General features: G+C 46.2%; 24 protein-coding genes. 7 read left to right on the plus strand and 17 right to left on the minus strand.

What is annotated here, in order from left to right; all coding sequences use genetic code 11:
- The 3 genes from ACHZCY_RS02005 to ACHZCY_RS02015 are packed head-to-tail and all read left to right on the plus strand — an operon-like array spanning position 1 to position 2,257.
- A complete protein-coding gene (locus ACHZCY_RS02005; RefSeq protein ID WP_319547662.1) occupies positions 1-567 on the plus strand; it encodes a UbiX family flavin prenyltransferase in 567 nt (188 codons plus the stop codon).
- Entirely contained in the window at positions 567-1,424 is an 858-nt protein-coding gene (locus ACHZCY_RS02010; protein WP_205223188.1) for a UbiA-like polyprenyltransferase, read from the plus strand. The genes ACHZCY_RS02005 and ACHZCY_RS02010 overlap by 1 nt, the downstream gene beginning before the upstream one ends.
- Positions 1,397-2,257, plus strand: coding sequence for a DUF3108 domain-containing protein (locus tag ACHZCY_RS02015; protein WP_319547663.1), 861 nt, complete (start codon positions 1,397-1,399; stop codon positions 2,255-2,257). Before ACHZCY_RS02010 ends, ACHZCY_RS02015 begins: the two co-directional genes overlap by 28 nt.
- Before the next feature lie 30 nt (positions 2,258-2,287).
- Here ACHZCY_RS02015 and ACHZCY_RS02020 read toward each other — a convergent pair whose 3' ends face one another.
- Together ACHZCY_RS02020 and ACHZCY_RS02025 are read right to left on the minus strand one after the other, a co-directional pair.
- Positions 2,288-2,689, minus strand: a complete 402-nt coding sequence (locus tag ACHZCY_RS02020) for an Hsp20/alpha crystallin family protein (RefSeq protein ID WP_205223190.1) — start codon at positions 2,687-2,689, stop codon at positions 2,288-2,290.
- A 10-nt stretch (positions 2,690-2,699) separates the two neighbouring features.
- Complete coding sequence (locus tag ACHZCY_RS02025; protein WP_205223191.1) at positions 2,700-3,161, minus strand: Hsp20/alpha crystallin family protein; 462 nt, start codon at positions 3,159-3,161, stop codon at positions 2,700-2,702.
- A gap of 432 nt (positions 3,162-3,593) precedes the next feature.
- Here ACHZCY_RS02025 and ACHZCY_RS02030 point away from each other — a divergent pair, with 432 nt between their 5' ends.
- Positions 3,594-4,484, plus strand: coding sequence for a phosphoribosylaminoimidazolesuccinocarboxamide synthase (locus ACHZCY_RS02030; RefSeq protein ID WP_205223192.1), 891 nt, complete (start codon positions 3,594-3,596; stop codon positions 4,482-4,484).
- 44 nt (positions 4,485-4,528) lie between these two features.
- Here ACHZCY_RS02030 and ACHZCY_RS02035 read toward each other — a convergent pair whose 3' ends face one another.
- From ACHZCY_RS02035 to ACHZCY_RS02070, 8 genes are all read right to left on the minus strand, one after another.
- Positions 4,529-4,753 carry an RNA-binding S4 domain-containing protein gene (locus ACHZCY_RS02035; RefSeq protein ID WP_205223193.1) on the minus strand — a complete coding sequence of 75 codons (225 nt, stop codon included), beginning with the start codon at positions 4,751-4,753 and terminating at the stop codon, positions 4,529-4,531.
- Between the two features lie 76 nt (positions 4,754-4,829).
- Positions 4,830-5,327: a deoxycytidylate deaminase gene (locus ACHZCY_RS02040; protein ID WP_205223194.1), complete on the minus strand. Its 498-nt coding sequence runs from the start codon at positions 5,325-5,327 to the stop codon at positions 4,830-4,832.
- The gene (locus ACHZCY_RS02045; protein WP_319547664.1) at positions 5,320-6,183 is read right to left on the minus strand and encodes an alpha/beta hydrolase; all 864 of its coding nucleotides are present in this window, start codon (positions 6,181-6,183) and stop codon (positions 5,320-5,322) included. The genes ACHZCY_RS02040 and ACHZCY_RS02045 overlap by 8 nt, the downstream gene beginning before the upstream one ends.
- Positions 6,184-6,390: 207 nt before the next feature.
- Complete coding sequence (locus ACHZCY_RS02050; RefSeq protein ID WP_319547665.1) at positions 6,391-7,134, minus strand: TerC family protein; 744 nt, start codon at positions 7,132-7,134, stop codon at positions 6,391-6,393.
- Between the two features lie 254 nt (positions 7,135-7,388).
- Positions 7,389-7,601 carry an RND transporter gene (locus ACHZCY_RS02055; RefSeq protein ID WP_319547666.1) on the minus strand — a complete coding sequence of 71 codons (213 nt, stop codon included), beginning with the start codon at positions 7,599-7,601 and terminating at the stop codon, positions 7,389-7,391.
- Between the two features lie 29 nt (positions 7,602-7,630).
- Positions 7,631-8,470 (minus strand): pyruvate, phosphate dikinase/phosphoenolpyruvate synthase regulator, encoded by an 840-nt coding sequence (ppsR, locus tag ACHZCY_RS02060; protein WP_205223197.1) that lies wholly within the window; start codon positions 8,468-8,470, stop codon positions 7,631-7,633.
- A 16-nt stretch (positions 8,471-8,486) separates the two neighbouring features.
- Positions 8,487-8,753, minus strand: a complete 267-nt coding sequence (locus tag ACHZCY_RS02065; RefSeq protein ID WP_205223198.1) for a hypothetical protein — start codon at positions 8,751-8,753, stop codon at positions 8,487-8,489.
- Between the two features lie 234 nt (positions 8,754-8,987).
- Positions 8,988-10,112 carry an NAD(P)/FAD-dependent oxidoreductase gene (locus tag ACHZCY_RS02070; protein ID WP_319547667.1) on the minus strand — a complete coding sequence of 375 codons (1,125 nt, stop codon included), beginning with the start codon at positions 10,110-10,112 and terminating at the stop codon, positions 8,988-8,990.
- Positions 10,113-10,282: 170 nt separating this feature from the next.
- On the opposite strand from ACHZCY_RS02070, the gene pepN reads away from it, so the two are divergent.
- The 3 genes from pepN to ACHZCY_RS02085 are packed head-to-tail and all read left to right on the plus strand — an operon-like array spanning position 10,283 to position 14,195.
- The gene (pepN, locus tag ACHZCY_RS02075) at positions 10,283-12,925 is read left to right on the plus strand and encodes an aminopeptidase N (protein ID WP_319547668.1); all 2,643 of its coding nucleotides are present in this window, start codon (positions 10,283-10,285) and stop codon (positions 12,923-12,925) included.
- Between the two features lie 18 nt (positions 12,926-12,943).
- Complete coding sequence (locus ACHZCY_RS02080; protein WP_319547669.1) at positions 12,944-13,489, plus strand: acyltransferase; 546 nt, start codon at positions 12,944-12,946, stop codon at positions 13,487-13,489.
- A 46-nt stretch (positions 13,490-13,535) separates the two neighbouring features.
- Positions 13,536-14,195: an alpha/beta hydrolase gene (locus ACHZCY_RS02085; RefSeq protein ID WP_319547670.1), complete on the plus strand. Its 660-nt coding sequence runs from the start codon at positions 13,536-13,538 to the stop codon at positions 14,193-14,195.
- Between the two features lie 84 nt (positions 14,196-14,279).
- Here ACHZCY_RS02085 and ACHZCY_RS02090 read toward each other — a convergent pair whose 3' ends face one another.
- From ACHZCY_RS02090 to ACHZCY_RS02120, 7 genes are all read right to left on the minus strand, one after another.
- On the minus strand, positions 14,280-14,729 hold the full coding sequence (locus ACHZCY_RS02090) for a phosphate-starvation-inducible PsiE family protein (protein WP_319547671.1): 450 nt from the start codon (positions 14,727-14,729) through the stop codon (positions 14,280-14,282).
- A 4-nt stretch (positions 14,730-14,733) separates the two neighbouring features.
- Positions 14,734-15,672 (minus strand): universal stress protein, encoded by a 939-nt coding sequence (locus ACHZCY_RS02095; protein ID WP_319547672.1) that lies wholly within the window; start codon positions 15,670-15,672, stop codon positions 14,734-14,736.
- A 691-nt stretch (positions 15,673-16,363) separates the two neighbouring features.
- On the minus strand, positions 16,364-17,863 hold the full coding sequence (locus ACHZCY_RS02100) for a tripartite tricarboxylate transporter permease (RefSeq protein WP_319547673.1): 1,500 nt from the start codon (positions 17,861-17,863) through the stop codon (positions 16,364-16,366).
- A 96-nt stretch (positions 17,864-17,959) separates the two neighbouring features.
- On the minus strand, positions 17,960-18,373 hold the full coding sequence (locus ACHZCY_RS02105; RefSeq protein ID WP_205223206.1) for a tripartite tricarboxylate transporter TctB family protein: 414 nt from the start codon (positions 18,371-18,373) through the stop codon (positions 17,960-17,962).
- A gap of 23 nt (positions 18,374-18,396) precedes the next feature.
- Positions 18,397-19,353 carry a tripartite tricarboxylate transporter substrate binding protein gene (locus ACHZCY_RS02110; protein WP_319547674.1) on the minus strand — a complete coding sequence of 319 codons (957 nt, stop codon included), beginning with the start codon at positions 19,351-19,353 and terminating at the stop codon, positions 18,397-18,399.
- Positions 19,354-19,408: 55 nt separating this feature from the next.
- Positions 19,409-20,848, minus strand: a complete 1,440-nt coding sequence (locus ACHZCY_RS02115; protein ID WP_319547675.1) for an aryl-sulfate sulfotransferase — start codon at positions 20,846-20,848, stop codon at positions 19,409-19,411.
- A gap of 30 nt (positions 20,849-20,878) precedes the next feature.
- On the minus strand, positions 20,879-21,607 hold the full coding sequence (locus ACHZCY_RS02120) for a FadR/GntR family transcriptional regulator (protein ID WP_319547676.1): 729 nt from the start codon (positions 21,605-21,607) through the stop codon (positions 20,879-20,881).
- Between the last annotated feature and the right edge of the window lie 138 nt (positions 21,608-21,745).

A 21,745-nucleotide genomic window follows, 5' to 3' on the forward strand; every position in this document is an offset into this window, starting at 1 on the left:
ATGACTGTCAAACGTGTACTTTTAGGGGTGACCGGTGCGACAGGGATGTTGTATGTGCCGAGTCTGCTCGAACAACTGCACAGGCAGAAAATAGAGGTCCACAGTGTTATTTCTACTTCCGGGGCACAGGTGCTGCGCTATGAACTGGGTATTGACAAGATTGACTTGCCCTATGTGAGTCAATGGTTTGCTGAAGATAACTTTGCAGCTAAACCGGCTTCCGGATCCGCCCGTTATGATGCAATGGTCGTTTTGCCTTGTACCATGGGGACCCTTGCGGCCATTGCCAGCGGTTATTCCGGTAATCTTATTCACCGTGCTGCTGATGTGACGCTTAAGGAAAGACGTCCGCTTATTCTGGCTGTTCGAGAAACGCCGCTCAACCGAACCCACCTGAAAAATATGCTCACCGTCCACGATGCAGGTGCAACGCTTTGTCCGCCTATGCCTGCTTTCTACAATAAGCCCCGTGACTTTGATGCAATGGCAAGAAATTACACAGGTCGGATATGTGACTTGCTTGGTCTCACCGATAATGCAGGTGAGAGGTGGAAAGGAGAAGAGTGATGCTGAAAAAGTTGCACACCTTGCTTGAAATGATCAAGTTCAAGTACACTGTTTTTGCCATGCCTTTTGCTCTGATTGGAGCCTTTTTGGCAGGGCGAGGGGTTCCAGGAGTATGGACTTTTTTCTGGATTATCATAGCAATGGTGGGAGCGCGAACCTGCGCCATGGGGTTTAACCGGATCGCTGACCGTAAGTTTGATGCTGCAAATCCACGAACAGCCTCTCGGGCGATACCTGCCGGCGAGGTGTCACTTTTTGAATCTTGGTTACTGGTGATTGTTTCTGGAGGCGTTTTCTTTTTTTCTTGTGCCATGCTCAATACAACCGCGCTGTTGATATCACCGGTTGCACTGGGACTGACTCTCTTTTATTCGCTGACCAAGCGTTTCACATGGCTTTGTCATGTTGTTCTTGGTGTGGCTCAGGCCTTTGCCCCTCTAGGGGGGTGGGTAGCTGTCTCTGGAACGCTTAGCGGATATCCTTGGGTGCTTTCGCTCGGGGTGCTGTTTTGGGTGGCCGGTTTTGACTGTATCTATGCCTGTCTTGATGCTGAATTCGATAAATCTGCAGGACTTCACTCCATGCCTTCTATCTTAGGCCGCGAAAGAAGTTTTCGTATAGCCGTTCTGTTTCATGCGCTGGCCTTTGTCCTCTTTACCTTGACAGGAGTGCTCACAGACCTCAACTTGTTCTATTACATAGGCATCATTATTACTGGGGGAGCTTTGTTTTATCAGCACTTGATAGTGACTCCTACTGATTTATCCCGTATTAAGATGTCGTTTTTTTCAATGAACGGATTTATTTCACTGACTCTCTTTGTGGCTACATGGCTTTCTCTCGCTACATCTGGTTAACAGGTTTTTATATCCATTTCTTCCTTTTCATCGCCTGTTTTGCCGGTTGGGCTGGAAAAGATGCGGCTGCGGAGAACAATATTGTTGAAACGCAAATGGAACACCTGCGACCTGATGTACTGGCAAACATGTTTGATGGGGAAGAGCAGATGCACTTCAGTATCTCCTGGAGTGGTGGCCCCAAGATAGGTGATCTTTACCTGTCAGTGAAAAAACAAGCAGAGACGGATGAGTATATTATTCGTGTCCGGGTGACTGATTATGGCTTGTTTAAGCTGTTTTACCCGGTGGACGATACCTTTACGACCTATGTAAAGGGTGATTTGAAACTGCCGGTACGCTATGAGGTCCTCCAGAAAGAGGGCAGGGGAAGCGAAACCAAACGCTTGACTCACTATGATCAGCAAGCACTGCAGGTCACCTATCGTAAGAATCAACAACCAACAGAAGTGTTTCCCATCCTCGGCACCGTGTACAATGAGTTTTCCGCTTTCTTCATCACCCGAGCCCTCAGGCTGATGAAAGGTACCGACAGAATCATCCCTGCCTTTGTTGATAAAAAAAGGCATGAGGTTGCAGTTCAGCTGCTGAGCAGGGAGCCTCGTAAATCAATTTTTGGCGAAGTGCCGACCCTCAAGGTCAAGCCGGTAATGAGTTTTAAAGGGTTATACGATAAAGATGGCGACACTGTCTTCTGGTTGACAGACGACGAGTGCCGCATACCGGTAGAGATAGAATCTAAAATACTGATAGGGTTTCTCAGTGCTGAACTGGTAGAGTACAGCAGTACTTCTTGCCCCGTTGGCTCAGCAAAAGAAGCCGCTACTAAGTAGCGGTCCTCAGTATTGCTTATAGAAAAAGAATTATCCCATTTTTACTTCTATTTTTTTGGGTTGCACAGGAACCTGTTTGGGTAACATTACTTTCAGTACCCCGCCTGCAAGGGAAGCTTCAATCTTTTCCCTGTCAATGGTTTCGGCAACGGTAAATTTTCGCATGTAGTGTCCACTCTCATATTCTTCAAGTATCACTCTGCCTACCGGCTGCTGATCAGTCATCTTTCCGTGGATGGTTAATATATTGTCGTCCAAGGAGATCTCGACATTTTCCTGGGATACTCCTGGAACATCGGCAATGACGATTACCGCCTCCGGCGTCTCGAATATATCTACTAACGGCGAGAAATAGTTCTCAGCTTTTGTTGCTTCTTCAGTGCTGGCAGCATGAGGGGTCTTGGGTTGTGCCTTGAGATCCTGATTGCTCATCTTGACCTCCTTATTCTGATAGAATCTGTATTTTTCTAGGGGTTGCCTTGGCCGCTTTAGGCAGGGTGATTGTCAATATGCCGTCAATCAAACGGGCAGAGAGGTTGTCCAGGTCTATTTTGACCGGTAGTGCTACCGCTCTGCTAAAGGTTCCTGATTCAATCTCCCTGCGGTGGTAGGAGACTGGTGTGTCTTTGGCGACAGCGTTTTCCCTTTTGCCTTTAAGCGTTAGTGTTTCGCCTTCCACTGAAATGTCGAGGTCTTGATTGGAAACGCCTGGTATTTCAGCAGTGACTATGAGTCTGTCATCCTGCTCATAGATATTTAAAGCCGGAAAAACATTTGATCTCTCCTGCTGCCGGCCACGGTCTCCGTAATTTTTTGACAATTCATCCAAACCTTGTCGGATACGTTCAAATTCAGCCCAGGGATTTCTGAATGGTGCCCTTTCGGCAAAGCGTATAATCGGCATTTGTGCCTCCTTTTAGTGGCATTGGTTTTTCTTTTAATGATTAAAATAAGTTGCTATGTTTCCTTGTCAAGCAGACTCTAAAAAAGGAGTAACTATTCAGCAGCACCCCACGGAGTCTGCGCTTACCTCTCTCCACGATCTGCCCGCCCAGCATACTGATGTATCGAAGTCGGAGCTTATCTGCTAATCGGTCAGCTTGTGAACATTTGGAGCACTGCTGAACAGTTACAGTTCGGGGTAGAGGTACAGTTTTTATCTTTTCGCTGAATAGTTACAAAAAGGTTTTTTATAAAAAACGCCATTAGCTCGATATCTTACATGGCACCAAGTGCATCATTTTGCTTGTGGTTCCATTAATACTATTTCTTTTTTTCAAATCAGTATTATTTATTTCATCTCTTTCAAATTAAATACTATTGTAGGAGTATTTCCATGAGTAACGCTGTCATAACCACCGACTGTCCTGAATTGAAATTGCTTTCCCGAGGCAAAGTCAGGGATATGTACGAAATCCCTGGCCATCCTGATAAGCTGTTGATGGTCGCTACCGACAGAATTTCCGCCTATGATGTGATTATGGATGATCCCATTGCAGGCAAAGGCAAGGTGTTGACCCAGATATCTCTGTTCTGGTTCAACCTGCTCGGCGACATCGTCCCCAATCATTTGATTTCTGCAGATGTGGATCAGTTCCCCGCTGTTTGTCACCAATATCGTGATCAGTTAGAAGGACGTTCCATGCTGGTGAAGCGAAGCAAGGTGCTTCCCATTGAATGCATCGTTCGGGGATATCTCTCCGGCTCTTTTTGGAAGGCCTATCAGAAAGATACTACGGTCTGTGGCTTTGCTTTACCAGAGGGAATGGTTGAATCGGGTAAATTCCCCCAGCCGCTGTTTACACCCTCTACAAAGGCGGAGCAGGGATTACATGATGAGAACATATCTTTGGAAAAAATGGAGGAAATTGTCGGTAAGGATATCGCTGATAAAATGGCTGCTATCAGTACCCAGCTCTATGAGAAGGCTGCCGATTATGCCAAGACCAAGGGTATTATCATTGCTGATACAAAATTTGAACTGGGGATGGTTGGGGACGAGCTTATCTTGATTGATGAGGTGTTGACTCCGGATTCCTCACGTTTCTGGCCGCTCGACGAATACCAGGAAGGCAAGGCACAGCCAAGTTTTGATAAACAGTTTTTACGGGATTACCTCTCCAGCCTGGATTGGGATAAACAACCGCCTGCTCCTAAACTGCCGGCTGAAATCCTGCAGAAAACCGAGGCACGCTATTTGGAAGCCCAACGGAAACTCACTGCTTAAACAGGAGTATTCTTACATCCTCTGCCTTTCTCCGGCAGAGGATGTTACTCTGTTACTTCTAACGTTACGCCATTGAATGTAACTTTGTCGCCGACAACGATTTTGTTTCTTTTCCTTGTCTCTGTCGTACCGTTTACCTGGACCATTCCTTCACTGATTACAAATTTTGCCTCACCGCCGCTTGCGGTAAGATTTTCCCGTTTAAGCAGTTTGTAGAGTTCAATAAACGGGGTGGATATGGAGGTTTGGTAATATTCGATGTTAGTCATGCTATCCTTTTGGAGAAAGGAAAAGAAAAAGAGGGCATTGCCAGGATGAATCGGTCTTTTTTCAATGCCGAATACATTACTTTTGGTCCTGAAAGTTCAGAAGGATGGAATTTCGCTCAGGAACAAAAGGCCGGTAATGAGTGTTGGATTTCTCAAGCATTATTTTAGATGCCCTGACCGATTCGGTATCTTTGTACTTATCCGACATATATATGATTTCACGAATACCCGCTTGAATGATGACTTTTGTGCATTCATTGCAGGGAAACAGGGCAACATATATACGGCAATCTCGCAGGTCGAAGGTGATGGAGTTGAGGACTGCATTAAGTTCAGCATGACAGACATACGGGTATTTGGTATCGAGCAAATCACCCTCTCTGGCCCAGGGAAGATCATCATCCGAGCAACCCCAGGGAAATCCGTTATACCCCACACCGACAATTTTATTTTGCGGGTTGGCTACGCAGGCCCCAACCTGAGTGCTGGGATCTTTGGAGCGCAAACCTGATAATAGGGCTACTGCCATGAAATATTCATCCCACGACAGGTAGTCTTTTCTTTTTTCAGTCATTTTGTTGTGCTGCCTGCTGTGCTTTAAACGCTTTTCTTCTTTCCCGCCAATCAGGCACGGCATCAGTGACTTTATCGATAAATTTTTTGATTGTCTGGAAGTAGATTACACCACCGACGGCGATCAGGGAGTTATGGTCTGCACCAGGGACAACCTGCAGTTCTTTGGTTTTGGCGCCGCACATGGAATGTAGTTTTTCTGCTTGCCACATCGGGAGCAGTTGGTCAATCTGACCGTGGAGCATGAAGGTTGGTTTTGTAAACTGTTCTATCTTGCCCGCATTGTCAAAAGTCTGTCCTTCATGGAGGCCAAATGCTTCAAGGTCGATGCCCAGTACTTTTGCCAACGGCAGCGTGAGGGCAAAACCAGAATCTATGATCAGGCCGGTAAGGTCGTCGGCTCGGTTAACTGCAATATCTATGGCGCAAGCACTACCCAGCGAGCGGCCCATGACAAATATATCACCGGTATACCCGTTATCAATAAACCAGGAGCGGAGTTGGTCAAAGCACTGGTTGCTGTCTTCCAGGAAAGTGCTGAGCAAGGGGGTGCCTTCGCTCCATCCGTATCCTCTATAATCGGCAATAGCAAAGTTGATGCCCACCTGTTGGTACATAGGACCTATCTCGTCATAATCTGGGACGACTTCACCGTTACCATGAAAGAATATAATGATGGGGGCATCCTTGGAGACTGTAAAAATGCGGCATCCGATTTGCAGACCATCACCAACGGTTGCATCCATATCCACCGCATCTTTTGGCGGCGTGTTTTGTGGGGTAGTGCGTGGATGGAAGAGTAATTGTAAAATTTGTGGGGTATCCATCAGGGTTGCTATATCGGTTGTGTCTGGCACAGTTTTCTCCATTGTTGTATTCTGATTTTTCCATCCGGCAAGTAAAAAACTTGCAATAAGCAGCAAGCAGAGCATCGTTTTTCTGCCGGCAAGCAACGGGCAAGAAATTTTTGCCTCTGTCTTGGTACAAGTGGCACCTAGCATAATTGATCAAACGAAAATGGTCAATTTCGACCGCTATGATTTCAGACGATTTCCAGGCAGAATTTAGTCTAATGCCTGTTTGCGCAGTTTAATCGGTTTAATTTGTTTTTTTCGCATTCGCATGTTGAGCATTTCCACCCCCACTGAAAAGGCCATGGCAAAATAGATATACCCCTTGGGCACGTGGACATCAAAACCTTCTACAATCAGGGTAACGCCTACCAAAAGGAGAAAGGAAAGAGCCAGAATCTTTATGGTAGGGTGGGCGTCGACAAAGTCGCCTATGCTTTTGGCGGAAAACAGCATAACCCCCACCGCAACCACGATAGCAATAGCCATGATTGAAATATGATCTGCCAGGCCGACCGCAGTGATCACCGAATCGAGAGAAAAGACGATATCAAGCAGGGCAATCTGCACCAGCATGCTGCCTAGAGTGGCCTTGGCTGATACATGGCTGTGTTCTTCGCCTCCCTCAAGACTGGTGTGAATCTCATGGGTTGCTTTAAAGAGAAGAAACAGGCCACCACCCACCAAGATTATATCCCGACCGGAGATGGTTTGTTCAAAAATAGTGAACCATGGAGTGGTAAGGCCCATAACCCAAGCGATTGAGAAAAGAAGTATCAGTCTGGTCAACATGGCAAGCAGGAGCCCTGTCTGCCGGGCAAATTTTCGCTGGTGTTCGGGCAGTTTGTTTACCAGAATGGTAATAAATATGATGTTATCAATACCCAGGACTATTTCCAATAATGTCAGGGTCGCCAATGCGACCCATGCTTCGGGGCTGGTTAACCATATAAACATTTATTATTCCGTACGTTAAAGAGGGTTGAGAGGTGCCTGACTTGTAACTACTCACCGGGTTGATAGCTCGTTGATTTGTTATACATTGATGGTGTCGTAAAAAGTCCGATCTACGGTGTTGCAGGTTTTGCTCGAGGCTTTGACATACCATATGTATAGCCAAAGCCTCGAGCGAAAAACTGCGCCTTGTATATCGGACTTTTGTACTTAGCCAACTTTAGTGAGTGATGGACTTTTTACGAGTCCATCACACCTTAGCTTTTGCGTTTTTTGGTTGCTATCATGGAATAGGTTTTCACGACAAGCAGCACCAGTGGGGCACTATGGAAAAACAGGTCAAAAATATCAATTGGTCTTTTCAGGGTACCCTGAATAAGCATCCGTATTTTTTCAACCAAATGCGGCTCAGGCGAAAAGGGTGCCAGGCCAATCATTATGCACAACAGCAGCAATACGGGAAAAGGCACCTTTTGTATCCATTGCCTCATTTGTCATTTTATCCCAGTGGTTTGAGCCGGGATCCTCGTTGGTGATTTTTTTTCATGCCTACATGCTGCACTGCCTGTACTGCGAGCTCTTCTATTGAACGACCTTCGACATTGACAACCTTAATGCCATGTCGCGTAAATAATTGACGCGCTTGTTGCAGTTCTTTAGTGCAGTTTTGCAGACTGGCGTAGGATGATCCAGGATATCTTTTCTCTCTTATATCATGAAGATACCTGGGCGAAGATGTTAACCCGATAACCCGTTTTCGATTTCGGACCAGATCCTTTGGCAATTCATGATCGTTCAGGTGATCTGCGGTCAGAGGAAAGTTTGCCGCTTTTAATTCCATGTGGGTGGCAATATAAATGCTCACTGGAGTTTTCCCTGTTCGGGAAACACCGACAAGGATAATTTCTGCCTTGTCATATTCTTTGGTTTTGGTGCCGTCGTCATGGTCCAGGGAGAAATGGATGGCATCTACCCTCTTATTCATCCTGGAAATGGTAAAATGCCTTGAATATCCAGGTTCTCTTCTTGCTTTGGTTTGGAGGATGTCTTCTAGTCGCTCCAGGGTCTGTAAAAAGATATCAAAGTAAATGAGCCGGTTATCATTAAACACGTCTCTTGTTGCCTGGTCCATGATGGTGCAGAAAACAAGTGGTTTCTCCCCTTTGGACTGGTCCAGGATTCTTTGCAGAATTTGTTTGGCCTGCTCGACAGTCTGGATGAAAGGGATACGCTCTTCGCGGAAGCGAATATCTCTAAATTGTGCCAGCAGGGCCCTGCCCATGTCTTCGGCAAGAATTGCTGTGGAACCGGATATGTAGAAGACGTTTCTTGTTTCCATATAGTTTACATATACCCTATTGCTGGGTTCGTTTATGACAAAATAAGCAGCGATATTTTGGTGGGTGATCGTCCGGTAGCGGTGCGACACCATCACTTGAGTGACATTGGTCGCACTGTTTTTCTGCTGCCTTCTTTTTCATGTGCATGAATTGTTGGTGATCATCATCATGAGGCAGAGGTGAGGTGGTTTCAGGAGGCGCAATATAGAGGAAGGTAAAAATGACCCCGCAAACCACGAGAAAGAGGATATTGTAAAAAATGTTTTTCTTTTTGGTGTTCATTACTTAGTGGGAAACTCCTTGACCGAGAAGGTCGCTGAGTGCGCATCCATAAATGGTATTTAGGCCTGATAGCGGCGTTATGCGAGAAAATTTATCCTCGGAGGTAAGCGTAGATTCAGATATCAATCATATGCCTGTGGTAAATTTTTCCGCATGGCTCGGAGTCTGCCGCTTACCTGCTATCAAACCAAAATCCTCATTTATTGATAGACACTCGTTAATAGATTGCACACATCAGTCTGCCATTTCAAGCATGCGAAAATCAAGTATTTTTACCCGTAACAACAAAACCAGCAGGTTCATGAGCAGGCTGCATAATGCCGGGGCGCGCTGTGCATAGTGAATTATTTTATGATGTCTTTGTTGTTTTTTGACCATCCTGGCAAGTTCATGGGCCGGATAGTTGGGGTCAAGAATTTTTTGCGCGACAACCTGGCCGGAAACGATGGCAGGGTATATACCTTCTCCGGTGAGCCCTGAAGCTAATCCGGCCGCCTCGCCGACAAGCCAGCTGTTGCCGAAAGCATAGCCCTGGTAATCGAAATTGATGATTCCGGCCCGTATTTGATCTGCAGGGACGGTTATTCCTCGTGACCGGGCCCAGATGATAAGATTCTGCTTCAGCTGTTTTGTTGAAATTGCTGTTTTAGGGGCATAAGCGCCAATCGATATGTTTTCTTTGTGAGGAAATATCCACGCGTAACCATAATGAAAAAGATGGGGTAGCAAGTGCCACTCCATATTATCTCGCTGAATAGGCAGGATACAGTTTAGCCCCACACCTGATAGGGTGTTTTTCAGATTCAGGTAACGGCGAACGAGAGAGTTGGCACCATCTGCTCCAACCAGTTGCTTATATTCAATGTTTTTTATCTCGGTGCCTTGGCGAACAACGACTTGTCTATTTTTAATTTTTAGGGCGTGGGTGTCTGTAAATATTTTTACACCTGCCTCCTGTGCTTTAGCTGCCATCCATTGGCCTGTTTTTTCTCTGTTAACAGTAGCTACCACCGGCTGCTTTTCCGCAACCAGTACATGCTGTTGTCTGGTGTAGATGTGCTGTACGGGAAAAGACTTTTCAATCAATGTGTCCGGTACATGTTGCAGAAGACCACTCCAGGTTATGCCGCCGGCGCATACTTTGGGACCAATAGCAGGCTTTCGTTCGATTAAAAGCACCTGTTTTCCGTTTTCTGCGAGCATGCGAGCACAAGCGAGTCCGCCGGGTCCGCCGCCTATGATAAGGATATCTGTTTGTTCTTCCTGGGTCAGTGCCATAAAATTATTGTCGAAGAGGGTGTTGGATGTAGCGATAAGAGATGAAGGTGATAATTTAAGCGTGAGGAACATACGTTCCATAACCCAACGGCAGCAGTTTTATTATGCTCAATTGATGATATGGTATTGATACCAGATAGTTCCCTACTAATCATTGCCTTTTTATGAAAAAGTGATCATCATCTATCGATAATAATTTATAATTTTGGCCGAATAGTTACGATACTTTTTTTAATATACAGGATGTTTTTATGACAATCGCTCAAAAAGAAATTTTTCTCAAAGATTACACCGTTCCACCGCATCTGCTTGACGAGGTGCATCTCCGGTTCGAACTTGATCCTCAGCAGACCAGGGTACACTCCACGTTGATCTGCCGACCTAATTCTGATGCAAACCAGCCGTTGCGACTCAACGGCGAGCACTTGACACTTGAAAAAGTAGTGCTGGAAGGGAGTACATTAAAGGAAGGGGAATATACCTTTAGCGACGGGATATTGGAGATTTGTGAGGTGCCGGACAAGGTCTTCACTATTGAAATTACCACCCTTATCAATCCTTCTGCCAACACCGCTCTTGAAGGGTTGTATCTTTCTTCCGGGAATTACTGTACCCAGTGCGAGGCAGAAGGATTTCGACGGATTACCTGTTTTCCCGATCGTCCCGACGTGATGAGCGTGTTTACCACAACAATTGTTGCAGATAAAACGACCTGCCCTGTGTTGCTGTCTAACGGGAACCTGATTGAATCAGGCACTCTTGAGGACGGCCGACATTTTGCTACCTGGAACGACCCTTTTAAAAAACCATCGTATCTTTTTGCTCTGGTAGCCGGCAACCTGGTCAGCATTGATGATGAATTTACAACTGTGAGCGGACGTACAATAGAATTACGTATTTTTGTTGAAGAGAGAAATAAGGAAAAATGCGCTCATGCAATGGCGTCGCTGAAAAAGTCCATGCAGTGGGATGAGCAGGTCTTTGGTCGAGAATACGATCTTGATACCTTCATGATTGTTGCGGTGGATGATTTCAATATGGGAGCCATGGAAAATAAAGGCTTGAACGTCTTTAACTCCAAGTATGTTTTGGCTACCCCCGAAACAGCGACCGATAATGACTTTGATGGTATTGAAGGGGTTATCGGCCACGAATATTTTCATAACTGGACCGGCAATAGAATTACCTGCAGAGACTGGTTTCAATTAAGCCTTAAGGAAGGGCTGACGGTTTTCAGGGATCAGGAGTTTTCTTCAGACATGGGTTCACGGGCAGTCAAGCGGATTCAGGATGTTAATATCATCCGTTCTCTCCAGTTCAGGGAAGATGGCGGCCCCATGGCTCATCCGGTGAGACCGGCTTCTTTTGTGGAGATTAATAATTTTTATACCCTCACTGTGTATAACAAAGGCGCAGAAGTTATCCGCATGATGCATACTTTACTCGGTACCCAGGGGTTTAGAAAGGGTATGGATCTCTATTTTGAACGCCACGATGGACAAGCCGTAACCTGTGATGATTTTGTGCAGGCCATGGAAGATGCCAATAGCTTTGATCTCGGTCAGTTTAAAAACTGGTATAGCCAGGCTGGTACTCCCAAGCTGGAGGTTACCACTTCCTTTGATGACGCGAAAAAACAATTTACAGTCCATGTGGAACAGTCCTGTCCTCCTACTCCGGAAGCTACAGAGAAAAAACCTTTTTTCATGCCGCTATGTATCGGACTGCTTGATAAGCAGGGGAAGGTACTCACTCCGCAGGCAGCGTCCGGTGAATTGGCCGATGAAGCAGGAACCGTTGTGCTGCCGCTGTCCAAGGAAAAACAGGATTTAGTTTTTACTGGCCTGGAGCAGGAACCTGTGCTCTCTTTTTTACGGAATTTTTCAGCTCCGGTACTGGTTGATTTTCAACGCTCGCCCAAAGAGCTGGCCTTTCTCATGGCCCATGATCCTGATCCTTTTAATCGTTGGGATGCTGCCCAGGAACTCAGTCTTGCTTGTATTTTGGAGCAGATTGACGAGTATAGTCCGGAAAAAAAGGTAAGCGTCGCTCCGATACTTATCGAAGGGATAAAGGCACTCTTGGAAGATACCGTAAGTGATCCAGCCTTGCTTGCTATGGCCTTGATTTTGCCGTCAGAAAATTGGATCAGCCAGCAACTGGAGGTCGTTGATCCGGTGATTGTCTTTAGTGTGCGTAACCAATTTCGGGAGCAGATTGCCAGGGAACTCGCGCCGCTGTTTGAAAAACGATATAAATCCTTGCAAACAGATAACCCGTATCAATATGAGACCCGGCAGGTTGGCGAAAGAGCCTTGAAAAATTGTTGTCTCGGTTATCTCCTGGCAAACAAGACGGATGGCGCCATCAATACTGGGCTGGAGCAGTATAACACAAGTGATAATATGACCGATACCATGGCAGCCCTGCAAAGCGTGGTTAATGCTGACCGGGAGCAGGGAGATACGCTGTTGGCCGATTTTTATAACAAATGGCATCAGGATCCCCTGGTCATGGATAAGTGGCTCATCCTGCAGGCGACCTGCATTTTACCGGGAACACTGGAGCGTGTTCGTAACCTGATGGAGCATGAAGTATTCAGCCTCAAGAATCCTAACAAGGTACGCTCATTGATAGGAGCCTTTTGTAGTGCCAACCACGCCCAATTTCACGCTGCAGAAGGCAAAGGTTATGCTTTTCTTGGTGATATAATCCTTACTCTCGACCCATTAAACCCGCAGATTGCCGCCCGGTTGGCGACTCCTTTGACCCAGTGGCGTCGATATGATGTGGCCAGGCAGGAGTTGATCAAACAACAACTCAAGCGCCTGCAGGATACACCGACCTTGTCAGGAGATGTGGCAGAGATTGTCAATCGTTCTCTGCAGCAATAATTGGGACACTCGTTCATAATGGAGTATCGTTCTACCACCCTTACCAAACAGCAATTGGACAAAGCTCTGCAGGTGGCTGTCAGGCTTCCTCACAAGCATATTCATGCCGGCAGATTGATTTTCACGCCCGAGGTCTTTCAATCTCCGGAAAGAGAGACCAATGTGATGATCAGCCGTTTTGCTCTGTTGGATTGTACCGGCTCCATCCAGGTGGGGGCATGGTCCAATATCGGGGCCAGAGTAAGGGTGTACACGCATGACCACATCCATCTGGGTAAAAGACCTTTGTTGGAATTAGAAGAGGAGCATGGCGTCATCTGGCAGGACAAGAAAATAGGCAGTGACGTCTGGATTCATGATGGGTCTATAATTCTCTACCAAGTGACCCATATACCAGATGGGGTTGTAGTAGGGGCTGGATCTGTTTTAACAAAAAATCCTCAGCCTTGGGAGATCTGGGCAGGTAATCCAGCTCGAAAAGTGGGAGAGCGGCGAGATGCAGCCGATATGGAACTGCAGCGCTTGCTTAATCAACGAAAATATCGCTTGGAAGACGATGCATAATCATCCACGTGACACCTTTAGATATATATTCAAGGAGAATTACACCATGTCCCTCTTACCAGCCATAGAGCAAACTACCGATCCTAACCCTGATGCAGCAATTATATGGCTGCACGGTCTTGGTGCTGATGGTAATGATTTCGCGCCAATTGTCCCGGAATTGCGTCTTCCTCCGGAATTGAAAATTAAATTTATTTTTCCCCATGCGCCAAAAATTCCAGTAACCGTCAATGGCGGATATGTGATGCCTGCCTGGTTTGACATTTTTGAGATGGATATCAACAGGAAAGTCGATACGACGCAGTTGATGGCCTCTGCCGAAAAGGTAAGAGGTTTTGTTGACGCCGAAATTGAGCGCGGAATTGCCAGTGAGCGGATTTTGTTGGCTGGGTTTTCCCAGGGGGGAGCGGTTGCCTATCAGTTGGCCTTGACCTACCCGGAACCACTGGGCGGTCTGTTGGCAATGTCCACCTATTTTGCCACCAGTGAGACTATTGAGCGAAATCCGGCAAACGCAAATATTCCCATCGAGATTCAGCATGGTACCCTGGATCCAGTGGTCCCTGAGCCTTTGGGCATAAAGGCGGCGGAAGAACTCACTGCTCTAGGCTACAAGGTCCAGTATAGAACCTACCCGATGGAGCATAATGTTTGTCCGCAGCAGATCGGTCATATTTCAGCCTGGCTGCAGGAGCGGCTGGGGTAATAAAAGCACTGCTTATGTGGCTGGTCAACTTCACCCCGGCAGAGGCCCGGTCCTGGTTGTCTTCGCTGTACAGTTACGTTTTTTTCACGATTCCTGGTGACTGGAATCAGGTATTTTATGGACAACGTAGTACGTTATTCCAGTTGCAAGCAATACCGCTGCCGTGCCCAATACATACATAGGTGACAACTCGTCAAAATCTAAAATAATGACTTTTCTGGCAATAGCCATGAGTGCGGTAGCAAGGACAATTTTTACATGTATAACGTTATCCCTTAGGTAGAGAATGATATTTTGGAAAATTTCTATGGCGATTAAGACGACCATGAATGCTCCGAAAGTTGCTAAAATGTCACTTATACTTAACACAAAGGCAGGGGGAGCAATGATTTTTTGATAAATCATCCATGCCACATCAATCACGCCTAAAAAGATGATAATTGTCATTAAAAGGCTGAGTGCTTTCAGGCATAAATGAATGATCTTTTTTAATGCCCAAAGGACACGGTCATCTTTTCTGTGGAGATCTTTCATGTTTTCACTCCGTGACAGGTGAGATGAAGCCGTCAGGTTTGACTGCTAAAACACTACATTTTGTTTCCGTCAATATCTTTTCCGCACTGTTTCCTATTAAGAGGCCGGGTATACCTGAGCGGGCGATACTCCCCATAATAAGTACATCTATCTCCAGTGAATCCATTACGTACTGGATCACCTTGCTGACTTCCCCTTCTTCCAGGTGCACATGACCGGGGGGGCCGGCTACGCCGGCTTCGGCTAAAGTTTTTTGAAACGTTTCTTCAAGAGTAGCAGCAAGGTCTTGTTTCATTTGCACAAGCTCTTGCTCCGCTACATTAAAACGGGGGCTCCTGAGCATCACCTCGTGTGGGAGTTCCCAGGCATGAAGGTAGTGAGCTTCTCCACTTTCACGTTGCGCAAGAGAGCTTGTCAGTTCAATGATTTTTTTATTAAGCTGTTTTGTTTCATTTTCATTGGAGTTTACATCGATCGCCCCGAGCACCTTCTTAAAATCAGTCGATTGACTGCCATCAATTATCCATACCGGGCAAGGGCATTTCCGAAAAAGGCGCATAGCCAAGGCATCTTCATCTTCAGCTGTGGTGCGTTTTTTTATGACCAGGTCATGCTTATCTTGTAAAACTTTTTGGATAATTGAAACAAAATCTTTACCGTGTAAAAAACAACTCTCCACTTCAAGACCTTTCCATCTATCGGTTGAGAGGAGCTCTTGAATTGCACTCATCTTTTGAGCGGTTAACTGGTTCTCAAGTTTTTCAAATTTTGCGGACAAAAGTTTATTGAATTGTTCAAGCAATGGATGCTCATCAGAGATTCCAGCTAAGGTGACCCGGGCATTATTGAGTTTGGCTAAGTTTGCCACTTTATCCGAAACATTCGCTTCCTCGGGTGATGGTTCAGTGTCTACGACATAAAGAATATTTTTAAAACGTTTCATGCTCTCGCCTCGTCATGGTTCGGATGTTTGTGCAACGTGTCAAATTAATAATATTTATAATCTTTCTTCGGTTAATTTGCACTAAAAGCAGCGGCAAAATAAAAAGATACAGTAGGAGGGTACGGCTCTGAGTGCAGTAGATTCCTGTCGTATCATAGTGATAGCATTAAGACGGCTGGGTAGCCGTATTCTCCTCTGTGGCTTGTTTGCAGGTGGTTATAATTGCTCCAATCAATAAATGATTTTTTAAGAGTGTCTTGTAAAATGCGTTTTTTCAATCAAAATCAGGCCTGCTCCGGTGCCGATCGATATTAAGGATATTTTGAAAAGATGCTCTTGTACAAAGATAAATGACTGGGGCAGGCCGCATTCCCCGTGTTATTTCATGGTTTGTAGAAAGTGGATGCGAATACCCCTTGGCAAGTCACCCAATCAAATATTGATGCTCAGCGGGATTTTCGAAGGGAGCAGGGAGTGTGCTGTATAGATCTTGTTCGATTTGGAATGTTGGTTTTCGTTTCGATATTGGCCAGATTCGTTTCAAATTTTGCCAGACGCCGCCTTTCAGGTTGTTTCGTCCGTCGGGCAAAGGAAGAGTGGTGAAAATGTCTTGATAGGCTTCAATTTTCAGCTCATAAATCTGCAGAGACAGTTGAAACGACTCAGCTGCTTTCCCTCGGTGGGAGATAAGTTATTCAGGCTTACCCTTGGATTTTAACCCAAACCATATAGCAGAAACTATTGCTAAAATAAACAAAAGTAAGGCTACCGGGTGGGATAGGAGAATAGTCAGATCGCCATCTATGATATTAAGGGACTGTGATAGAGATAGCTCAAACCGCTCACCAAGAAAAAAAGCTATCACAAACACTATCACTGAGTACCCGAAGGAACTCATCAGGTACCCCAGGAGGGCAAAAACAAACATCACCGCAACACCAAACAGGCCACCCGTTGCGAGGTAGACCCCGGTCATGCAGAGTAAAAGGGCCGCTGGAAATATTATAGACTCAGGTGCTTGGATAACGCGGGCCCAGAGACGAAGCCCCAGTAACCCTGAAACCAGGTTGAGGAAATTTGCCATGAGAAGCGTGCCGAACAACCCATAAATCAGCTGCCCCTGTTCCTGAAAAAGAAGTGGTCCCGGTTGAATACCGTGGATCATCAATGCACTGATAATAAGGGCTGCAGCAAGATTACCAGGTATTCCTAAGGTGAGCAGTGGGATCAAATTCGCACCGGCGACAGCTGAGTTTGCAGATTCTGTTGCTGCTACACCATGTATGTTTCCTTTGCCAAAGCTCTTGGGATCTGCTGAAGCCTGCTTTGCTGTTGCATAGCTCAAAAAAGAAGCTGCAGATGAATCAAGGCCGGGAATAGCTCCAAGTATGGTTCCTATAACCGACCCTCTGAGTATTGTATATTTACATGCCCAGAACTCTACAAAACTGACTCCTCGATCCGCTTTTTTTTGAGCTTTAGGAATAACAATGGCAGATTTGATCGTGCCCCGGATACGTGCCATTCTTCTCAGAATTTCGGCAACGGCCAACATGCCCAAAGCCATTGAGACCAAAGGAATGCCATCATATAATTCAAAATAACCAAAGATAAACCGTGGAGTACTGTTTTCCGGGTCAAGCCCCACCGTTGCGCAGAGCAGACCAAGCCCGGCAGATACTATTCCTTTGGCCATGGAATCACCCACCAGCCCGGCGATAATAGAAAAAGCGAAAACCATTAGGGCAAAAATTTCGATCGGTCCCATTTTCAAGGCAACCACAGCAATGAAGGGTGCCACGGTTATGAGAATAATATCACTAAAGGCATCACCGGTTACCGAAGAGTAAAGAGCTATTTTGGTCGCTTTTTCAGGTTTTCCTTTTTTGGTCATGGGATAGCCGTCTAACGTTGTGGCGGCTGCATCCGGTGTGCCTGGAGTGTTCATGAGGATTGCTGGAATAGCACCGCCAACAAGCCCACCTTTACTGACCCCCATCAGAAAGCCGATAGCTGGTAATGGGTTCAACGTAAATGTGAACGGAATAGCAATGGCCATCGCCATCACTGGGCCAATTCCTGGTATGGCACCAACGAGTTGGCCGACAATAATCCCGAACCAGACAAAAAACAGGTTATGCAGGGTGAGTGCGTCTGCAAAGCCTGTCAGAATAGTATGTGTATCAATCATCGAGCGTGTTCTTTGTCTTGGGTTAACCTAGCTGGTCAAGTTTGGACTACAAAATATTGCTTCTCTGATGTTTTTAACTGGTAAGTAGCGTGGAGGTCAGGGAAGAGGTCTTTTGAGCAGAAAGTCTATGCAGAACCAGATACATGCGGGCAACAGGGCGATTCCAGTAAAGAGCCATTTCCATCGTCGTTCTCCGATAACCCACATTAGCACCAGCATTAGTATAGGGGCGGCCATCATGTAATTAATTGTCATCATACATAGGCCGAGAATGCCGATACAAAAAAAGAGGAGGGCCCTGAGAGCTGAACTGAGCCTAAACTCTATCCTACCCCGCGGGCAAACAGCATGGAGGATACCCGAGAGGGTAATGATAACAGCAGCAATTGAGGGGAGGGTGGCAGGCTTTAACCACCCATAATCAACAGCTTCTGTCTGGTAGGGAATTACAAAAAAGAGCAAAGCAATTCCAAAAAGCGCAACAAAAATACCTGATATGCGATTGTGCATAAATACTACACCCTCTTGTGTTGCTACGGCGTCTTTGCCGCCTTAACAAGCGCTTTGATATCAACAGCTCCCTGGCTCATCATTGTGTATGTTCCTTCAGGACCAAGATTATACGCATTGGCCTGCATCGAATTCAAAAGGCTGTTCTTGACTGTTTCTGAATTGATCGCTTCATCGAACGCTTTTGCCAGGGTAGCTTTAACATTTTCAGGTAAGCCCTTTGGAGCTGCGATGTAGAAATAGGGCTCCAGGTACAAGTCAAAACCGTTTTCAATCAATGTTTTCGAATCAGGAGAGCAGGCTTGTCTGTCCTTACTCATTGAAGCGATCATTTTTAAATCACCGCTCTCGATATATTTAACATGTTCCCCGGCTGTGCAGGCAATATCGACATGACCGCCGAGAAGACTTTGCACCTGTTCCGCACCACTCTTATGCTTAACGAATTTGAATTTGACTCCTGCGTTTTTGGCGACAGGTTCCAGTACCAATTGCTGGGGTTTGGCATCAAATGCAACGGCAATCCCACCTTTTTGTTTTTTACCGTAAGCAATGAGTTCTTCAAGGGTGTTGTACGGTGCATCAGCTTTTGCGACCATACCAATCTCTCCGCGCATGATGGTGGCGAGATAATCAAAGGTATCGATATTGAAAGGGATTTTATCGCCTCGGGAAGCCAGGTTAAGAAAAATAGGCATACTCACGCCAAGACCTAAGGTCTGGCCATCCGCCTTTTCTCGCATAAGTGAAGAGAACATGGCAATTCCTCCACCGCCAGGTTTGTTTTCTACCACCACATTCCATCCGGTATTCTCTTCAATTTTAGCGGCAACCAGCCGGCCCATGATATCTGTCGAGCCACCTGCACCAAAGCCGATCTGAAGCGTAATAGAACCCTTTGGGGACCACTCTTGACTGTGGCCCAGAGAGGGTAAAACCATAATGCACGCCAGCACAACAATAGAAAGTAACTGTTTCATCTATTTTCTCCTGAATTGTTCATTATCTGCAATTTGCCATAAGTAAGGCACAATACTAGTTGCCATCATCGGTGTCAGAGAGAACGCAGAGAGCCGAAGACGTCTGGTAGGGAACAACGCCTTCTACCACGCTCTCTGATCTAGCTCCTCTCGGGCTTGCCCCTTCTACCCTGAAGTCAACCACATCAATGGGCTTGATGTCGACTTGGAGGGGCACCTCAACCTGGGGGATATATCCGTAGGGGTAGCGATAGGCTCTATACACCATATTCATGTTGAAGTGCTTTCCCCAGTAGGGTGAGATATATTCCCATACAAGCTCATGGGTTGCCGTTATCTCGACAATTCGACCACCACTTCCTTCAGTGATAAGGGTGTTGCCATTGGGTAATCTTTGCGCAGCGCTTATAAAAGGACTATACAAGCGGTTGGAGTCGGTAGGATGTACCAGCCCAGCCTCATGTGGTGTGTATTGCCAAACAATTTTCAATGAAATTGGATCAAATTCAAGAACCCTGGAGTAATCTCGAAGAACATTCTTGGTGCCGGTGGGGCTAGCTGGATGACAGCCGCCATATCCGGCCCAGCCACCATTGTCATATACCAGAATATTGCCTTCCCCTGGAAGTCCTCTGGGAATCATATGAGCGTGATGCTGGCCGATTATCCACTCAAGTTCTTTTTCGGGAGTGTCGTCATAGTAGGGGCCGACCTTCCAGACAACGTCCCCTGTCTCCTTGCTGACAATGAAAATAATATTGGTTTCCCGGCCATCCACTATGATGTTGTCTGGATGAAAACGGGTGTCGCCGGCATCAAACCATTTATTAGGCCCCAGTAGCGACATGGAGTTGAGGTGCATCCAATCGCCCATGCCTCCCCCACACGGTCGCATATTCGGGTCTCGTGAAAGGGCAGTGCGTGCATCTTCGCGAAAATCAAACTCATCGAAGTGATCACTACAGACCCATTCCCACAGGATTTCACCATTCCAGGAAACCTCATAGACAGTGTCATCAAGGAGATTTTTATCGCTGATAGCCTGGCACCTGGTATTTTTATGACCGAGCAACATGGTGTTGCCCTGCTCAGTCTGCGGTTCCATTCCCGGCACATAGTAGCCGACAGGGTTACCGTCGCGTTGGTAGTCATGGTGAACCCTGGCCATCCATTGCGGCTCCTCGCCGGGGTCCTCAATGAACTCATACTTGTTAAATTTCCAGACCACATTGCCATCCCAATCAACCTGGATGAGATCACGATAGTCCTGCATGCCATAAAGGGTCGAACGTTCTCCGGTATGCCCCAGAACCTGTCCTCCGGGGAGGAGCTTGTTCGGAAATCCATGGAGACCACGCCATAATTTTACCTCACCCCCATTCATATCAACGACCAGAGCACCCAGCTCTTTGGCCTGAAATACTGTGTACCCGTTATAGCACTTTGAAGAATTGTAAACAGTTGTTCCTGTTGGATATATGCTTGGATATGTCATTTCTGCCTGTTTCCTATGCCAGCCTGCCGATCAAGAGATCGTTTCACCATTTTTTCTTCTCTGCCTGATTATTTGCTCGAGCGCATCAAAGTGTTTTTTCATAACCAACTCTGCTTTTTCTCCATCGCGGGCCTTGATGTGCTCGTAGAATAATTCGTTAAATCGGATATCCTTTCTGGCTGTTTCCATGTCTGGTTCTTTGTCAAGAACCTGTTGAAAGACGTGGACAAGAGCGGCCATTAAGCTACTGATAAAGCGGTTGTGGCAGGCATCGGCTATTAACTTATGAAAGCCTATAGCCTTTGTCTGGTTCGGTTCACCCTTTTCTATGGAGTGATGAATTGCCGCAATATATTCTTCCATGGCGACGAGATCATTTTCAGTCCTCCGTGCTGCAGCAAGCCTGGCAAGTCCTGGTTCAAGAATCTGTCTGAATTCGGCGAGATCAGTTACAGTCACTCCACCAAACAAAAAAGCGTTGGTGACAACGTTCACCATCTTCTCCACGCCAGGTTCAGCAATGAAGCTGCCGCCAAAAATCCCTCTTTTTTTGACAATCAGCCCTTCACTCTCCAGCTCATGTAAAGCCTCCCGGACTGATACCTTGCTTACCCTGTACTGCCTGGCAATTTCAACTTCAGGAGAGAGCTTGTCACCCGATTTATACACCCCGTCTAATACGGCCTGCTTTAAGTCATTTTTGATCCGGTCTGCAATTTTTTTCTTAGGCGACAACTTGGCCCTGGATGAAGAGGACACAACAAACTCCACAAAAATTAAAGTTAGTTCTTTAAAAGTTAGTTCTTTTACGCGGGTATACTTACAGACATTGTGTGTTTTGTCAAGAAAGCTGAGAGTAGGGGACATGCAGGGGGTGGCGGGATTACATGGATATGT

Source organism: Desulfogranum marinum (assembly GCF_963675105.2).
Taxonomy (GTDB): Bacteria; Desulfobacterota; Desulfobulbia; order Desulfobulbales; family Desulfobulbaceae; genus Desulfogranum; species Desulfogranum marinum.

What these genes read in the sequence shown, in the direction of transcription:
- pepN (WP_319547668.1), top strand. Translation starts at nt 10,283, where the DNA reads ATGACAATCGCTCAAAAAGAAATTTTTCTCAAAGATTACACCGTTCCA.
- ACHZCY_RS02015 (WP_319547663.1), top strand. Translation starts at nt 1,397, where the DNA reads ATGGCTTTCTCTCGCTACATCTGGTTAACAGGTTTTTATATCCATTTC.
- ACHZCY_RS02090 (WP_319547671.1), bottom strand. Translation starts at nt 14,729, where the DNA reads ATGAAAGATCTCCACAGAAAAGATGACCGTGTCCTTTGGGCATTAAAA.
- ACHZCY_RS02020 (WP_205223190.1), bottom strand. Translation starts at nt 2,689, where the DNA reads ATGAGCAATCAGGATCTCAAGGCACAACCCAAGACCCCTCATGCTGCC.
- ACHZCY_RS02070 (WP_319547667.1), bottom strand. Translation starts at nt 10,112, where the DNA reads ATGGAACGTATGTTCCTCACGCTTAAATTATCACCTTCATCTCTTATC.
- ppsR (WP_205223197.1), bottom strand. Translation starts at nt 8,470, where the DNA reads ATGGAAACAAGAAACGTCTTCTACATATCCGGTTCCACAGCAATTCTT.
- ACHZCY_RS02100 (WP_319547673.1), bottom strand. Translation starts at nt 17,863, where the DNA reads ATGATTGATACACATACTATTCTGACAGGCTTTGCAGACGCACTCACC.
- ACHZCY_RS02110 (WP_319547674.1), bottom strand. Translation starts at nt 19,353, where the DNA reads ATGAAACAGTTACTTTCTATTGTTGTGCTGGCGTGCATTATGGTTTTA.
- ACHZCY_RS02105 (WP_205223206.1), bottom strand. Translation starts at nt 18,373, where the DNA reads ATGCACAATCGCATATCAGGTATTTTTGTTGCGCTTTTTGGAATTGCT.
- ACHZCY_RS02115 (WP_319547675.1), bottom strand. Translation starts at nt 20,848, where the DNA reads ATGACATATCCAAGCATATATCCAACAGGAACAACTGTTTACAATTCT.
- ACHZCY_RS02080 (WP_319547669.1), top strand. Translation starts at nt 12,944, where the DNA reads ATGGAGTATCGTTCTACCACCCTTACCAAACAGCAATTGGACAAAGCT.
- ACHZCY_RS02010 (WP_205223188.1), top strand. Translation starts at nt 567, where the DNA reads ATGCTGAAAAAGTTGCACACCTTGCTTGAAATGATCAAGTTCAAGTAC.
- ACHZCY_RS02085 (WP_319547670.1), top strand. Translation starts at nt 13,536, where the DNA reads ATGTCCCTCTTACCAGCCATAGAGCAAACTACCGATCCTAACCCTGAT.
- ACHZCY_RS02095 (WP_319547672.1), bottom strand. Translation starts at nt 15,672, where the DNA reads ATGAAACGTTTTAAAAATATTCTTTATGTCGTAGACACTGAACCATCA.
- ACHZCY_RS02005 (WP_319547662.1), top strand. Translation starts at nt 1, where the DNA reads ATGACTGTCAAACGTGTACTTTTAGGGGTGACCGGTGCGACAGGGATG.
- ACHZCY_RS02065 (WP_205223198.1), bottom strand. Translation starts at nt 8,753, where the DNA reads ATGAACACCAAAAAGAAAAACATTTTTTACAATATCCTCTTTCTCGTG.
- ACHZCY_RS02030 (WP_205223192.1), top strand. Translation starts at nt 3,594, where the DNA reads ATGAGTAACGCTGTCATAACCACCGACTGTCCTGAATTGAAATTGCTT.
- ACHZCY_RS02025 (WP_205223191.1), bottom strand. Translation starts at nt 3,161, where the DNA reads ATGCCGATTATACGCTTTGCCGAAAGGGCACCATTCAGAAATCCCTGG.
- ACHZCY_RS02040 (WP_205223194.1), bottom strand. Translation starts at nt 5,327, where the DNA reads ATGACTGAAAAAAGAAAAGACTACCTGTCGTGGGATGAATATTTCATG.
- ACHZCY_RS02035 (WP_205223193.1), bottom strand. Translation starts at nt 4,753, where the DNA reads ATGACTAACATCGAATATTACCAAACCTCCATATCCACCCCGTTTATT.
- ACHZCY_RS02050 (WP_319547665.1), bottom strand. Translation starts at nt 7,134, where the DNA reads ATGTTTATATGGTTAACCAGCCCCGAAGCATGGGTCGCATTGGCGACC.